Origin of the sequence: Bartonella ancashensis (assembly GCF_001281405.1) — a bacterium.
GTDB lineage: Bacteria > Pseudomonadota > Alphaproteobacteria > Rhizobiales > Rhizobiaceae > Bartonella > Bartonella ancashensis.
In genome coordinates this window covers 523,397-540,064 of record NZ_CP010401.1, presented here as the reverse complement: position 1 = coordinate 540,064, position 16,668 = coordinate 523,397, and the positions used below count along the sequence as shown (strand labels likewise).

Here is a 16,668-nt window from a genome sequence, read left to right as displayed (position 1 = left end):
TTTTTGAGTATTCCTTTTTTAATAATCTTTCTCATAGAATAAGCCAAAATTAGAATTTTCTTCTGTTCCTATAACACTTTTTGCTTTGAGATAACGTGAAATATCTAAATTAACCATCCCCTTTGCAGTTTTATCTGACCCAGTTTCAAGACCTAAGTAAACATTATCACGAATATAACGCCCAATACGCAAACCTGTATTGCCGTTTTCATCAATGATGACATCAAGATCATCAAGACCTATTTTTTCCCGTAAAGCACTTAATAAAGACGCATTAGCTGCACCAGCAAGTTCCGCCACAGCAGCAGCAAGCTGAGCAATCTGGAAAGGTGATAATTCATTAAGAGACCGTTTGAAAATCAAACGTGCCAATACTTCATCCTGTGGAAGAATAGGCTGTGAAGTAAATTGAATATCAAGATTATCAAAGGTTCCACTCACTTTTACAGTAACAGAAATATCGCCACTGTCACTATTGACAATAAAATAAATTGTAGGATTAAGATTACCGTTAAAGTTTACCTGTCCTGTATCAAAACTAAGGCGCTGTGAGAGAATATCAAAACGCCCGCGAATCATACGCAACTCGCCAACTGGATGCATGTCATCTAGAGAACCTGTTAAATTAATATGTCCTCCTAACTCAGCATCTAAGCCTCGACCACGCACAAAAAACTGATTACGTGCATTAACTTGTACATTCAACCGCACGATAGAAGGTGGCTTTTCAGAAATAGCACGTGCATGACTATCAATTTCAATATTGGCATATTCAAGTGTTTTCTGAATTGATTGTGTCAGACTTTCATGTTTAATATTAAGAAAAATAGTACTTTGAAAATGATTAGGTATTAAAATTTCAGCTTTTTCAACTGTGATATCACCACCTATAACAAGATTTTGTAAAAAATGACCGCTTACTGTCATATCACCCATTAACGTTGCAAAAATCATGGATCCATTGTTATAATTGGCATGATCAAGGTGAAGTACTAAATCTGTTTGTAGGTTATTGAAAATACGTCCTGAGGCAGAAATATCTCCACCACCAAGTGCAAGTGCATGAGCATATTCTAAAACCATATGATCGCCATTTAATACACCCTTCAACGTCACGTTACGTAATCCTAAATTTGTCTGTGTATCAATAAAGCTACCATCTACCACAGAAAATTGTCCCACTAATTGAGGTTGGGATAAAGCCCCGCTAACAGCAGCATTTATTTTGGCTATCCCTGCAATATGTGCCCCACGTTCGGCCAAAAATTGATCCATGAAAACTAACGGCATCGTACCTTCAACATTTAACTCGACATTCGTATCTTTCAGGGAAATGGAACCTTTGGCAGCAAGGTTTAATTCTTTAGATCCTTTTGCAATCATATGCTCAATACGAAACATTGATTGCTCATAAAGGCCGCGGATATCTACATTAGCCGACACCACCCCTTTATCGATTGTTAAATTTTGACCAGAAAGTTCAAAATAAACTGATGGATTATTCAACATCCCACCAACATTAATTTTACCTCCAATTACTCCTTCTGGGACTTGCCTCTTGATAAAAACATTAGCTAAACGCGCAGGAAAATTTTTCAAATCAATATGCAAATCAAGTTCGTGAGTATTCAAGGAGATATCTCCTTGCGCTTGCATTTGCCCCCCACCCCCTTTTAAACTTGCATCGACAGTAAGAACATTATCAACCATCTTACCTGAAGTATGAAGCGTAAAAGGTTCTGTTACTTTCTGAAAAGAAGCAATTGTCAAACCTTTACCCTCTACATCATAGGTTATATCAAAATTTTCCAAATGCCCACGAATTGTAATTTTCCCTTCCAACTCACCAGTAGCACCAAGATCAGGTTTCCATAAATTAGCCAAATCAACTGGCATCGCATTCATTGTAATATGCAAATTAAAAATATCCTGAAAATCACCTGCAAAGATAATCCGGCCGTCATTGACAGAAAATCCTAATTCACTCACTATGACTTTCTCTTCACCAAAAATAATAGCCGCTGATTTTAATAATGTTGCATGAAAATCTGATTTTTTAACATCTACAGTTTCAAGCCATACCTGCTGTCTTACACCTAACTGCAACCCTTTTGTTACCACAAAACCAGAAAGTTGCGCGTTTATATCATCATGCAATACCGACTGAATATTAAACGCTGTTTGCCCATCATTGTTGTTGGCACGAACAGTTAGGTGATTGATTTTTATCAGTGGGGTTTGAATCTTCTCTGCATCAACAAATCCTTCAAACTCTATTGCCTTAAAAGGATTAAATATATCAGCTGATATATTTAATTTTCCTATTTCATTGCTCGCAAATATAAACTGATCAACATCAGCCTTTAAATTAACCCTCTGTTTGCTATTTTGCTCATTAAATAGAAAATCTCCTTTCACACTTCCGCGCCCATCCTGTAATAATAATGCAGAAAATATTGTGATGTCATCAGCATCAACATGCAAGGATCCTTCTAAAAAACCTTCAAATGTTCTCGCAAAATCACCTGTTATTTCCGCATCCCCTCCTTTAATATTTATATCCTGAAATTTCCAAAAATGCTCAGAATTGTTAAAAGAAACAGATAATTTCAATGGCTTCTCAGCTAAAATCCCTTCTCCTTTTATAAAACCAGTAAAATGAGGAATCTCCGGTGATGTATTATCTACAAATGTATGAATATTAAATGTCATCTCCTGAAGTTTTTTTTCTATCAGAAATGCTTCAGAGGCATGAATACGAGTATTAATCTCAATAGGACCATTAGATCCCCTAACAGTACCCTTTATTGCAACTGCACCATCCATTCTCGAATCCAACATAGAAATATCAGATACCCTAGCAGAAAAATCCATTTCCGCATTCATATCTGAATAATAACCATTTGCTTTTAAAGAAGCGTATTGGTTATTTAAATTTAAGTTACGAACTGTTACACCCGCAACATCCTGAATAACCGCGCCTGAAAAAGTCAGATTTCCCCTTAATAAATGATCAACAATTGTAGTCCCCACTGTTAAATTATCAACCATTCCTGACAATTTAAGATTAAAAAAATTATTAACTAAATTTACCGTTCCTTTAGCCTCAATATCTGCACCACCAGACAGCGGTCGTGAACTCAAAAAGCCTAATGGAACTAAATTTTGCGCTTTTAATCCAAGATCTCCTTTAAAAATAAAATTATCTATCTTCCCTTTCAACCAAACAGAAAAATCTTGAGCATTTATATCAAAGTTATGAATAGAGATTGATTTCCCAGCCAAAATATCCGCATCAACATGCACATGAATTGTTTGATCCAAATCATTGGTCATCATGCTCTCTGTGTTTCTCACTCCTTGCAAAACCCCTCCAACTTGAATACCCACATGACGAGACCCAACATCATCGAGATTTTCGCTTACGCCCCCCATATCAAAAACTGCATCACGAATATAAATATTCTTATTTCCCAAATTATGAAAACGAAGCTGTCCTTTCCAAGTTTGTTCTCCTTCGCGACCATAATCAATAGTCAAAGCAAGGTTATCTGCATATTCTATCTCTGATGACAATAAATGTGCTGATTCACGATTTTCATTGAACTTCATATTACCGTTAACAAAAAGGCGCCGTAAAAACCCGTCACTAGCTACTTCAGCATGCGAAGTAACATTAATTCTTTCTCCTTGGATAACCATCTGATCAAGGCGCATTACACCTTCTTTTGTCATTACCATTTCTGCTTTTAGCTTTATATCAGGATCAAAAAAATCTCTATATTGTAAGGGCATTAAAAGAATAATCATACCATCCAACTGAGCAGAAAGATGATGACCTTCTTCAGTACCAGTAAAAATAATCTTACCATCTAAAATAGATTGACGATTTGTCTCTAAAAGAACTTTAACAACCAAATCATCAAAATTACCATTACCCTCCATAGCAAAATTTAACTCAGGATATCCTTCAATAGAAAGGATATGTGCTAAAATACCATTTTTGGGCTCATCAACATTAATATTCACTTGGGCTATACGACTGCTTTTGGATATTTTTGTCAAAATAGATAAATGGCCTGGTGCATCTAGGCGGCGAGCTACAACATCGGCGTCAAAACCATCCATATTCAAGCTTACACGTCCTTTTAGCGACATATCTGCAAAAAGACCAAAAAAGCTATGCTTAAAAATTACACGCTCAGCGATAAATTCACTGATAGAAATGGGCAGAGGTACATTGGGTATAGAAAAATCACTAAACTTAAAAAGAGAGCTGGACGAAGATTTCTGTGGTTTACGTAAAAAAGCGATCCGCTCTGCTGATAGCTTATTAATATCAATCATTCCCTTAAACAAGGCTAGACGATTCCAATCGATTTTGGCATGAGTAATTTCGAGCCAAGTACCCTTGCGATCACTAACCGTAACTGTCTCCACTGACAACTGAGATGAAAATACTCCTCGCACATTATGCAGACGAATCTGTCGATCAGATGTTGAAATTTTACGTTCAATAAAAGACACAAGCCACGATTGATCACCAATCGCTATCCAATTAAAGGGCAAATTGTTTTTTTGAATAAGCATAAAAAAACTTATTGAGAAAAAAAGAATCCCGAATACCCCTCCTGTTACATAAAATAACTTCTTCATTAGAATGCTTGCCCTATACCTACATAGAACCCCATTTTAGGATCACCATTTTCACGCTGAAGAGGCCACGCTATATCGAATCGTAAAGGACCAAAATTTGTCATATAGCGTCCTCCAAAACCAGCACCCCATTTAATTTTTTGTGAAAGGCCGAAGTGAATTCTTTCCCCAACATAACCACCGTCAATAAAATTAACAAATCCTATTTTCTCACCCAAAGAAAAACGTAGTTCTGCAGAACCTTCGGCAAGTACATACCCACCCGCAACGGAACCATCTTCTGTTTTAATACCGATATTGCGATAAGCATACCCGCGAACAGATCCACCACCACCAGAAAAAAAGAGCATATCCTGGGGCAATAAAGCAACATCACGTCCAATAATTGTGCCAAATTTTGCACGTGTCGCAAAAATAAAACGATTTTTCTTATCAAATGCCCAATAAGAACGACCCTCTGCAACTATCTTTGTCATAAAGTGATTAAACTTCGTTTCGTAAAACGGATTGATAGTTACCTCACTATACGCGCCCTTTATAGCATTAAACTTGTTATTACGACTATCGTAAACGATACCGCTTTGTAACCCAATCGTTGCGAAGTGACGATCTCCATGATAATTATCGAGTGTGTGACCACTGTAGACCAACACAGCAGCCTGCCCTGATAAATCATCACTGACAGCATGTATAATACCCACTTTTCCTTTGATGGCCGTTGTAATATAGTCGCCTAAACCATCCCTTTGTATTTTCAATTGTGCTTCAAAAGCTGTATCTGGTGTGATTATGCCAGGTTTGATAAATTCTGCCCCTAGAAGATAATCAAAGTTCTCTAAGTAATTTGATTTTTCTTGATGATGATTACTCGCACCATTTATTTTGGCTTCAATTTTTAAACGTTCTGCACGACCAAAAAGATTTCTGTGCATCCAGTAAGCTTCAAAACCCATACCATCTAACACTGAATAATTTCCACCAATACCAAAACGCCGCGCCTTACGCTCTTCCACAATTAGTGAAAGCGGTAGATAGCCATTGCCGCTTACCGTATCGGCTTCATGAATATCCACAGCGTGAAAAATATCCAGTCGTGTCACCCTTTTATTCGCATTATCCAAGTCTTCAGCATTATATTGTTGCCCCACTTTCAATCCTGTCATCCACGCAATATAATCTGAATCTACACGTGGATGTTTACTGATATTACGCACATCTAAAGGGCCATAATAGACCTTTTGTTTAGGATCAATGGAAATTCGCGCCCGGACAGTACGTGCAACATGATCAACAACGATATCATAACTACTGATCTCTGCCTTTGCATAGCCTTGTCGACGCCACCCTGCAATTGCCCACTGCTCTGCTTTAAGAACAATGTCAGACCTTGCAATTGCCCCAATTTTGTATCCTAAATCTTCAACTGAAAGTGTTTTCCTTGTCTTGTATTTAGCGAATGAGGTAGCTTGATCAATATGTACATCACCAAAGATATATTGTGGGCCAGCATCAACTGTAATGACAATAGCAGAACGAACTGGCAATTGAGTAACAGGAGATAACTCTGCAGCTTCCAGACCATTGATCTTAATGCTAATAGTGCTACCGTAACGCCCATCAGAATAAAGAGCAAACAAAATGGCACGATAGTCTGAGCGGGCTTTAGCTAGTAAACTAGAAGAGCTGGAAATTATCTGATCTTGATCAGCAATAAGAGAGGACGCCGCTTTCGCTATTTTAAGGCCTTCTGATGGAGCTCCTTGCGGCACAACAATTTCAACTGTATATGACCTTTTTGTGTCATCTACATGGTATGAAGAGGGACGTAGTTCTTTTTTCCCAAAGAGATGAACTCCAAAAAGCTCAAATGCTACCGACAACTTTGATGAAAAAAAGACAAAAAACAACACCACACATACACCACGTGTAGCCCCAAAACATAGCAAAATCCTTATCCAGCACATCATAAAATTAGGATACCTCAGCAGGCTTTTTATTATACTTTTTCCACTAAAGTATAAAAAGAACATCCCTACTATTTTGATTCTCGTGGCAAACTCTTCACCCCGTGAAATACCGCCTTTTTTTGCAGCGCGTACCACTCAAAATTTCAGGACATGATTAGAAAAACACGAACCACTGTCGAATAAAACGTTCTCCTCTTAACACATGCATTGATACATCTAACAATGTTTATTTAACTGGATGTCGTCATAGTTAATTTATATAAACCGCTCTCTATAAGCACACTATGAACCCTATCTATACAATAGACTTTTCCACTAGCAAATGGCTATATAAACGCTTCTTGATTTTTATGTATAAATATGATCTTCTTTCCACAGTTCAAAGGGGAGAGAAAACTAATTAATGATTGCCCATATTACAACAGTTGCTTTTCGTGGTTTAGAGGCGATTCCTGTTGATGTGCAAGTTATGATTTCTTCTGGCAAAATAGGAATGGCTATTGTTGGATTAGCCGATAAAGCCATCGCAGAAAGCCGTGAGCGCGTGCAAGCAGCTTTTCACGCTTGCGGACTTTCAATGCCCAATAAACGCATTACTATTAACCTTGCACCCGCCGATCTACAAAAAGAAGGATCACATTATGATCTCCCCATTGCTATTGGTTTAATGATCGCAATGGAAATTCTTCCTCACAAGATAGCCCAAGATTACGTTATTCTAGGAGAATTATCGCTAGATGGATCTATCACTGCTGTCAACGGTGTTCTGCCAACAGCTATAACGGCTTTATCGCTAAATAAAGGATTAATTTGCCCTCATAAATGTGGACCTGAGGCTGCATGGGCACACGCAGATATAGATATTCTTGCACCAAATACCCTTCTTGCCATAATTAATCATTTTAGGGGATTTCAAATTCAAAAAAGACCACAACCACAACAATATACGATCCATACTGATTTCCCAGATATTTGCGAAATTAAAGGACAAAAAATCGCTAAACGTGCTTTAGAAGTCTGCGCAGCTGGGCGACATAATCTTATTTTTGTTGGCCCTCCTGGGGCAGGAAAATCTATGTTAGCTCAGTGTTTACCATCCATTTTACCACCCCTTGACAGCCGTGAATTGCTAGACGTGTCTTTGATTGCTTCCATCGCAGGAGAAACAGTTCTTAAGGCCTTATCACTCCATTGTCCTTTCCGCGCCCCACATCATTCTGCATCCATGGCCGCAATGATTGGAGGTGGCCTTAAGGGACGACCAGGAGAAGTATCTCTTGCTCATAACGGTGTGTTATTTCTTGATGAACTTCCTGAATTCTCTCCACGAGTTCTTGATTCCCTCCGTCAACCTTTGGAAAGCGGAAAATGTATTATTGCCCGTGCTAACCACCATATTAGCTACCCTGCACGTATCCAACTCATTGCTGCCATGAACCCTTGCCGATGCGGAATGGCCGGTGAGGAAGGTTATATTTGTGCTAAAGGTATACGTTGCCAAACTGATTATCAAGCCCGTATATCAGGCCCTTTACTCGATCGAATTGATATGCGTATTGATGTTCCCTCTTTGACAACAATAGACCTCATGCAACCAGAATTATCGGAGAAAAGTTGCGATGTCGCAAAACGTGTTGCACGGGCTCGTGCTATCCAAGCTAAACGCTTTACTAACATAAATCTTCCCCATATTCGTACCAACAGTGATTGTCCTGCAAAAATTATTGAAGAAATTTCTATCCCCGATCAAAAAGCAGCTGCGTTATTGCAAGAAGTAAGCGAAAAAATGCACTTTTCCGCGCGTGCCTATCATCGTATTTTGAGAGTTGCACGAACCATTGCCGATCTTGACGAAGCACATCACCTTTCACGTCACCATCTTGCAGAAGCAATTTCTTATCGATTAGGAAATGAAAAATTACGAATGCAAATTTAAAATACTTGCGCGGGATTGGTGAATTTCTCTTGTTTTAAACGGCAGAAAAAAGCTTTAATAAAACTAGAAAAATATCATTTAATATACGCGCACTCAAACCACTCCAATTTCGTACGGACAGGTTCTATACGGACAAGTGTTGAACATCTGCATAATATGCGGTAAATAATTGCTATTGCAACTATTTTACGCAAATAGCATACATTTGAGAGATAATAAGCCTTTTAAAGAGCTGACAGATCATAAAGTGAAAGAAATGGATTAATTTATGAGTGATGAGACAACCTCACCCACGAGCGGTGGCTACAGTGCTGCTTCTATCAAAGTTCTCAAAGGTCTTGATGCAGTACGTAAACGTCCTGGTATGTATATTGGTGATACAGATGACGGTTCAGGGCTGCACCATATGGTATATGAGGTTGTGGATAATGCTATAGATGAAGCACTGGCTGGCTATGCAACCCTTGTAGAGGTTACGCTCCATGCTGATGGATCTTGCTCTGTTCGCGATAATGGACGTGGAATTCCCACAGATATTCATCCAACAGAGGGTATTTCAGCAGCTGAAGTTATTATGACACAACTCCATGCTGGTGGAAAATTTGACCAAAACTCCTATAAAGTCTCGGGTGGACTACACGGTGTTGGTGTTTCTGTTGTCAACGCATTGTCTGTTTGGTTGCAATTACGAATCAGACGTAATGGTAAAATTTATGAAATGTCCTTTACCCACGGGGTTGCTGATCATCCACTTAAGATTGTTGGAGAGTGCGCTGCAGAAAGTGGAACAGAGATTAGTTTTCTACCAAGTGTTGAAACATTCACCATGGTCGAATTTAACTTTGAAACATTAGAACGCCGTTTACGGGAATTGGCTTTTCTGAATTCTGGTGTTCATATTCTTCTTACTGACCAACGCCATGCTGATATTCGATCAGTAGATTTACATTATGATGGTGGTTTGATTGAATTTATAAAACACATTGATCAGTCAAAAAAACCACTGATCGACGCTCCTATTTACATTGCACGTGAAAAAGATGGAATTAGCGTAGATGTCGCCTTGTGGTGGAACGACTCCTATCATGAAAAAGTATTATGCTTTACCAATAATATTCCTCAACGTGACGGAGGAACTCATTTAGCTGGTTTTCGTAGCGCTTTAACACGCCAAATTAATGGTTATGCTGAATCCGCAGGCATTACCAAAAAAGAGAAAGTCAACTTAACAGGTGATGATTGTCGTGAAGGATTAACGGCCATTCTTTCTGTCAAAGTTCCTGATCCAAAATTTTCTTCACAAACAAAAGATAAACTTGTTTCTTCTGAGGTTCGTCCTATCGTCGAAAATTTGGTTAACGAAGGTCTCTCTGTATGGTTAGAAGAACATCCTAACGAGGCTAAAATTCTCATTAACAAAGTTGTCGAAGCAGCAGCAGCACGTGAAGCTGCACGTAAAGCACGTGAACTTACGCGGCGTAAAGGAGCACTTGATATCACATCCCTACCAGGAAAACTTGCTGATTGTCAGGAACGTGATCCAACGAAATCAGAAATTTTTATTGTTGAAGGTGATTCAGCAGGTGGATCAGCTAAAAGTGGTCGTTCGCGTCAAAATCAAGCAATTTTACCTTTACGTGGAAAAATTCTTAATGTTGAACGAGCACGTTTTGACCGCATGCTTTCGTCTGAAATGATTGGTACACTCATCACCGCTCTTGGAACTTCTATAGGGAAAGACGAATTTTCACCTGATAAGTTGCGCTACCACAAAATCATCATCATGACAGATGCAGACGTTGATGGTGCTCACATACGTACACTTCTTCTCACTTTCTTTTTCAGACAAATGCCAGAATTGATAGAGCGTGGTCATCTCTATATTGCTCAACCTCCCCTTTATAAGGTGTCTCGCGGTAAATCTTCTCAGTACATTAAAAATGAAGCAGAATTCGAAGGATTCTTAATTGACACCGGGTTGGAAGACACAAAACTAGAATTATCAACGGGTGAGATTCGTGCAGGTGTTGATTTACGCCAACTCATTCAAGATGCGCGCTTACTGCGTCAACTTTTAAATAATCTTCACACTCGTTACGATCGCACAATCGTTGAACAAGCCGCAATAGCTGGTATTTTTAATTCTGAAACTCTTTCTACGTCAGAAAAATCACAAAGAATTGCAGATAACATAGCGCACCGCCTTAATTTAATTGCTGATGACATGGAGCGTGGCTGGAGTGGTAAAGTTATGTTGGATGGAGGTTTTTGCTTTGAGCGTGCTTTACGTGGCGTCAAAGATATTGTCACCCTTGATGCAGGATTCATAAATTCAGCCGCAGCACGCCAAATAGGTCATATTTCTCAAAACCTCATAGAGATCTACAGCTCTCCTCCTTTTCTACATCGCAAAGATAAGTCGGAGCGCATTTTGGGTCCTATAGACTTATTAGAAAGCATTTTTGTAAATGGTAAAAAAGGAATCACTCTGCAACGTTACAAAGGTCTTGGGGAAATGAATGCCGATCAACTTTGGGAAACAACCCTAGATCCTAATGCACGCTCTCTTTTACAAGTGAAAATAAATGACGCAACTGATGCAGATTCACTCTTTGCTCGATTGATGGGTGATGAAGTTGAACCACGGAGAATTTTCATTCAACAAAACGCTTTGAATGTTACCAATCTTGATATCTAAAATCTCTTCCTTTTTCTAAACCATATAGGTATTTTGTTGTTTCATATGTTTTTTACATTAAGTGCCCTTCTACTCTTTGGTAACGATCAAAAATAAAAAAGGTTACATCCATGGCAACTAAAACAGGACGTGTGGGAATTGAAGGTGGCATGGAATGTTCTTTTGGTTTTCAAAGAGTTGATGAAACACAAAAGCAATCTTTGGTTGATGATGTATTTCATTCTGTCGCTGAAAATTATGACAAGATGAACGATATTCTATCTTTCGGAATGCATCGTATGTGGAAAAATGCCATGGTTGCGCGGTTATCACCACCAGCAATATCTGGATGGAAAGTCTTAGATGTTGCTGGAGGTACTGGTGATGTTGCTTTTCGCATTATCAACGCCTCACGCAAAAAAGCACATGCAGTAGTTCTTGATATCAACGCTTCAATGCTAAAAGTTGGTGAAAAACGCGCACAAACAAATGCTCTTTCCCCTTTCATTGATTTTATTGAAGCTAACGCTGAACAGCTCCCTTTTGAAGACCAAAGTTTTGATGCTTATACAATTGCTTTTGGAATTCGTAATGTACCACACATTGATAAAGCTCTTTCTGAAGCTTTTCGTGTTTTAAAGCCAGGTGGACGCTTTCTATGTCTAGAATTTTCAAATGTCGAAACACCATTTCTCGACAAAATGTACGACCTTTGGTCTTTTCACGCTATTCCTCGGCTAGGTCAATTTGTTGCAGGAAATAGCGACGCCTATCGTTATTTGGTTGAATCCATTCGTAAATTTCCAAAACAAGACGATTTTGCTTCCATGATCAGTTATGCGGGCTTTTCACGAATATCCTATCATAATCTTACAGGTGCCATTGCAGTGTTACATTCAGGCTGGAAAATTTAAATAATGGTACAAATCTTTACTTATTTCAGACTTATACGCGTGGGATGGACGCTAATACGTGAGGGAGTTATAAGTACTCTTCCCAACGATGGTCTTCAAGGATTTCCGGCCGCATGCCATCGCATAGCAGGATTTTTGGCTCGACGTAAAACAAAAAAAAAGCAACGCTTTGAAAATATATCACACGCCATCAACAAACTTGGTCCTTCCTATATAAAGCTTTGCCAATTCCTTGCTACTCGACCTGATGTTGTCGGACGTAATATTGCAATAGAATTATCACAGTTACAGGATCGTGTACAAACGTTCCCTCATGCAGAAGCAGTTGCTCAGATTGAAAATTCACTTGGACGCCCCCTCAGTGATTTATTTGTAGAATTTCATCCCCCCATTGCTGCTGCCTCCATTGCCCAAGTCCATCCAGCTGAGTATCATGATGAAGAAGGGCGTAAAAAAAAATGTGCTGTAAAAGTCATTCGTCCCAATGTTAGAGCACGCTTTGCTCGAGATTTGAACGACTTTTACCTGATTGCTCATCTACAAGAGCGTTATATGCCTTCTTCTAGGCGCCTACGTCCTGTCAGTGTCGTTGAGACTTTAGCTCAAATCACTAAAATAGAGATGGACTTGCGCTTAGAAGCAGCTGCTATGTCAGAAATGGCTGAAAATATCAAAAATGATGCAGATTTTCGAGTCCCTACCGTCAATTGGGAACGAACTGGACGCAATGTTTTAACAATGGAATGGATTGATGGTATAAAAATATCTGATGTTTCAGCACTCAAAAAAGCTGGTTTTGATTTGAAGGCTTTGGCAAGAGTCCTCATTCAATCCTTTCTTCGTCATACATTACGTGATGGTTTTTTCCATGCAGATATGCATCCTGGTAATTTGTTTGTAGATGAAAATGGATGTATTGTAGCTGTTGATTTGGGAATAATAGGACGTCTTGGCAAAAAAGAACAACATTTTCTCGCTGAAATTCTTTACGGTTTTATTACACGTGATTACCACAGAGTAGCACGTGCTCATTTTGATGCAGGCTATGTACCAGCATATCACAGTATTGAGAGTTTTGCTCAAGCAAACCGAGCTATTGGTGAACCTATTCATGGGCAATCAGCACAAAGTATTTCCATGGCAAAGTTACTCACGCTTTTATTTGAAGTAACTGAATTATTTGATATGCAAACACGACCTGAATTATTGCTGCTGCAAAAAACAATGGTTATCGTTGAAGGCATCGCACGTACATTGGACCCTGATTTCAATATGTGGAAAGCATCGGAACCTGTTGTTAAAGAATGGATTACCCAAAACTTGGGTCCTGTCGGCGTCATTAAAAATTTTAATGATGGTGCACAAACACTATTTTCACTGATACGTCAAACACCACAGTTGGTACAAAATTTCCAACGTATAGAAGAAAATCTCTATCAAATGACACAAACAGGACTTTGTCTTTCTCCTCTCACTCTTAAAAAACTTGCCTCAGAACAAAGCCGTATCAATCGTTACGGTCGTTACAGCCTAATTATAATCGCTTTTTGCTGTATTTTTGTTACTCTGAAACTCTTTCACCTTGTTTAACCTATCTAGTATGCTAAAGAGGATGCACAATATGAAATCGGCCCACTTTTTGGATGTATTTTATGACCAGTATTACTATTCGTAATCTTTCATCTGAAGCTGAGGAATTTTTGCGTACATATGCTACAAAAAAAGGAATTACCTTAGAAGAAGCAGCAACGCGCCACCTCTTAAATAATCTTACTAAACCATTTGAACCACTTTATCGAGCAAATGCAAATAACATGCAGTCATTGCAATCAACATCAATTCTTCTCATTATTGGTGGTGGAATTGCAGCCTATAAAGCTCTTGATTTAATTCGCCGTTTGCAAGAACGTGGAGCATATTTGAACGTTATTGTAACACAAGCAGCTCAAAAATTTATTACTCCCTTAGTGGTCGAAGCTTTAACCAATGGAACTGTATATAGTGATTTATTTTCATGCGAAAAAGAACTCGACATTAGCCATATTCGGTTAGCGCGTAATGCAGATCTCATCATTCTAGCACCTGCTACTGCAAACCGTATCGCAAAAATAGCAACTGGCATTGCAGACGATTTGGCTAATTGTGTTCTTCTAGCAACCCGCTGCCCGCTCTTAATTGCGCCAGCTATGAATCCTACCATGTGGACGCACCCTGCAACTGTCCGTAATATCACCCAATTACGAGAAGATGGAGTTCATATCATCGGACCAGAAAATGGTGAAATGGCCGAAAAAAACGAAGCTGGATATGGACGCATGAGTGAACCATTAACTATTGTAGCTTTTGCGGAAACGCTTCTTGAAAAGTGTAATAAATCTCTTTCTGGCCGTCACTTTATTGTCACTTCTGGTCCCACACGTGAACAAATTGATCCTATTCGTTACCTAACCAATCGTTCATCAGGAAAACAGGGGCATGCAATTGCAACAGCTCTAGCTGCCCTAGGGGCTGAAGTTACACTTGTTTGTGGTCCTGTTAATCTGCCTAATCCTCCAGGAGTAAAAACTATTCATGTCGAAACAGCTTTGCAAATGTTCCACGCTGTTCAAGCAGCTTTACCTGCTGATGGTGCTATTTTTGCCGCTGCTGTTTGTGATTGGCGTTGTAAAACACATTCTTTGAAAAAAATAAAAAACAGGACAATGCTATACCACCATCTTTACAAATGGTGGAAAATCCTGACATTTTTGGCAACAATCGGCTATGCTTCAAATCGTCCTCCACTTGTGATCGGTTTTGCTGCTGAAACATGTGATATTATTGTTAATGCTCAAAAAAAATGTGTTCAAAAAAATGCAGACTTCATTCTTGCAAATGATATATCACTTCGTGCTGATGGCACAACTGTTATGGATTCTGACAGCAATACAATTTACCTTATCAGTAAAGAGACTGTCGATAAATGGCCACTTATGACTAAAAAACAAGTTGCTCAAAAATTGGCTAATATTATTGTTTCATTTTTCTCATCTTCTTCCGATAATAGGGATGAGTAAAACTTTTCTTTTTCAAGAACGACGGATGTTTTATATTCGCTTTAACTAATAGATAGAATGTATTGTTACGTTAACACTCCCAACATTTGTATAAAAATATCTAAGCACACGGTTTATTGGATAAAATCATTTTTTCAGTAATAAATCCCACAAAAAAAATTCAAATACTTTCTATCTTTTAAAAAATTTAGCTGAAATATTTATAATTAATGACCAACAATACCATCTTAATTGCAAATATCCTATTCTCCATAAGCAACACATTTAATAGTAAATTAATAATTTATTCAACTAGAATATTCAGAAATACTATATATCACTAGTATTAAAACTATGTATAATTTAAATTATTTTATATTTTTTTAAAATTTGATCTATACTTACTACGATCGTTATTATAATAACGATCGCAAAATGTTTGAAATTATTTTTTGTTTTACTGGTTATGATTTTTTCTGCTGCTTATAGAGCCCTGCAACGTATTTTCACTTCACAATATCGTTCTATGGTATTGGGAGTCTTTGGATTTTCTTGCGCCTGTGTCATGCTTATATGGCTATCTGTATACAAACTCTTTGTATCTTATTTTTGGCCCTGGATTATTCATTTTTTTCCTCATTCTTCCAGTGTAGTGGGATGGTTAGGGTTAAGTGCACTGATTATTTTTAATCTTGGTCTTGTTTTCGTTATGGCCTTCTTAATTGCTCCCATTACGGCGATGATTGGTGGTTTTTTCGTTGATAATGCAGCTGAAATTATTGAAAAGGAAGATTATCCTGATGAACCTATCGGACGGGCTATGCCATTTGGTCGATCTGTTGTCCTTTCATTGAAATTTTTAATTCTCAGCCTCTTTGGAAATGGAATTGCCCTCATTTTGTTTTTTATACCAGGTGTTAATTTTGTCGCTTTTTATGTTATTAATGGTTACCTGTTGGGTCGTGAATATTTTTTGTTTACAGCATACCGTTTTCAATCCGAACAAGAAGCTCGCATTTCTTTACGCACCCATTGCATGACAGTATTTGGTGCAGGTGTGCTCATCGCACTTTTTGTTTCTGTTCCTATTTTTAATTTGATAACGCCACTTTTTGCAACAGCCCTTATGACACATTTATACAAAACGCTTTCTCATCGCACTTTTGCAAGTGTTTCAGAAAAATAATGATGGCCTTGATTGTATAAAACAGAAACCTTCAAATTAATCATGATGGGTTTTTTGCTGTGCTTGAGAATATTTGTTAAAAATCCAAAATTTAATTGCACTGCACTTCGAAGAAGTTCCTTTACTTCACTAATTCAATACCTTAAAAAAATTCCTAAATTGCACAAAAATGCGTACTTTGCTCGCAATATCTATAACAACGAAATTAACATTTATCTATCATATGCTTTAAAACATAGGGATATTATAACCGTTCAAATTTTGTAAATTTAAACCTACCTGCTATATTTCCCTTGC

At 38.2% G+C, this 16,668-nt stretch carries 8 protein-coding genes; 6 read left to right on the top strand and 2 right to left on the bottom strand.

Translation table 11 applies throughout. The annotated features are described in order from the left end of the window. Positions 1–18 precede the first annotated feature (18 nt). Both PU02_RS02315 and PU02_RS02310 read right to left on the bottom strand, forming a co-directional pair. Positions 19–4,656, bottom strand: coding sequence for a translocation/assembly module TamB domain-containing protein (locus tag PU02_RS02315; protein WP_053943906.1), 4,638 nt, complete (start codon positions 4,654–4,656; stop codon positions 19–21). Beyond that, positions 4,656–6,623 (bottom strand): autotransporter assembly complex protein TamA, encoded by a 1,968-nt coding sequence (locus PU02_RS02310; RefSeq protein WP_053943905.1) that lies wholly within the window; start codon positions 6,621–6,623, stop codon positions 4,656–4,658. Before PU02_RS02310 ends, PU02_RS02315 begins: the two co-directional genes overlap by 1 nt. Before the next feature lie 403 nt (positions 6,624–7,026). Between PU02_RS02310 and PU02_RS02305 the strand changes: the two genes are divergently transcribed. From PU02_RS02305 to PU02_RS02280, 6 genes are all read left to right on the top strand, one after another. Further along, a complete protein-coding gene (locus PU02_RS02305; protein WP_053943904.1) occupies positions 7,027–8,559 on the top strand; it encodes a YifB family Mg chelatase-like AAA ATPase in 1,533 nt (510 codons plus the stop codon). Positions 8,560–8,827: 268 nt separating this feature from the next. Beyond that, complete coding sequence (gyrB, locus tag PU02_RS02300; RefSeq protein WP_053943903.1) at positions 8,828–11,257, top strand: DNA topoisomerase (ATP-hydrolyzing) subunit B; 2,430 nt, start codon at positions 8,828–8,830, stop codon at positions 11,255–11,257. 110 nt (positions 11,258–11,367) lie between these two features. After that, positions 11,368–12,150: a bifunctional demethylmenaquinone methyltransferase/2-methoxy-6-polyprenyl-1,4-benzoquinol methylase UbiE gene (gene ubiE, locus PU02_RS02295; protein ID WP_053943902.1), complete on the top strand. Its 783-nt coding sequence runs from the start codon at positions 11,368–11,370 to the stop codon at positions 12,148–12,150. A 3-nt stretch (positions 12,151–12,153) separates the two neighbouring features. Next, positions 12,154–13,740, top strand: a complete 1,587-nt coding sequence (gene ubiB / locus PU02_RS02290; RefSeq protein ID WP_053943901.1) for a 2-polyprenylphenol 6-hydroxylase — start codon at positions 12,154–12,156, stop codon at positions 13,738–13,740. A gap of 62 nt (positions 13,741–13,802) precedes the next feature. Continuing rightward, on the top strand, positions 13,803–15,206 hold the full coding sequence (gene coaBC, locus PU02_RS02285) for a bifunctional phosphopantothenoylcysteine decarboxylase/phosphopantothenate--cysteine ligase CoaBC (RefSeq protein ID WP_236824024.1): 1,404 nt from the start codon (positions 13,803–13,805) through the stop codon (positions 15,204–15,206). A gap of 445 nt (positions 15,207–15,651) precedes the next feature. Beyond that, entirely contained in the window at positions 15,652–16,371 is a 720-nt protein-coding gene (locus tag PU02_RS02280; protein WP_053943900.1) for a sulfate transporter family protein, read from the top strand. Positions 16,372–16,668 lie beyond the last annotated feature (297 nt).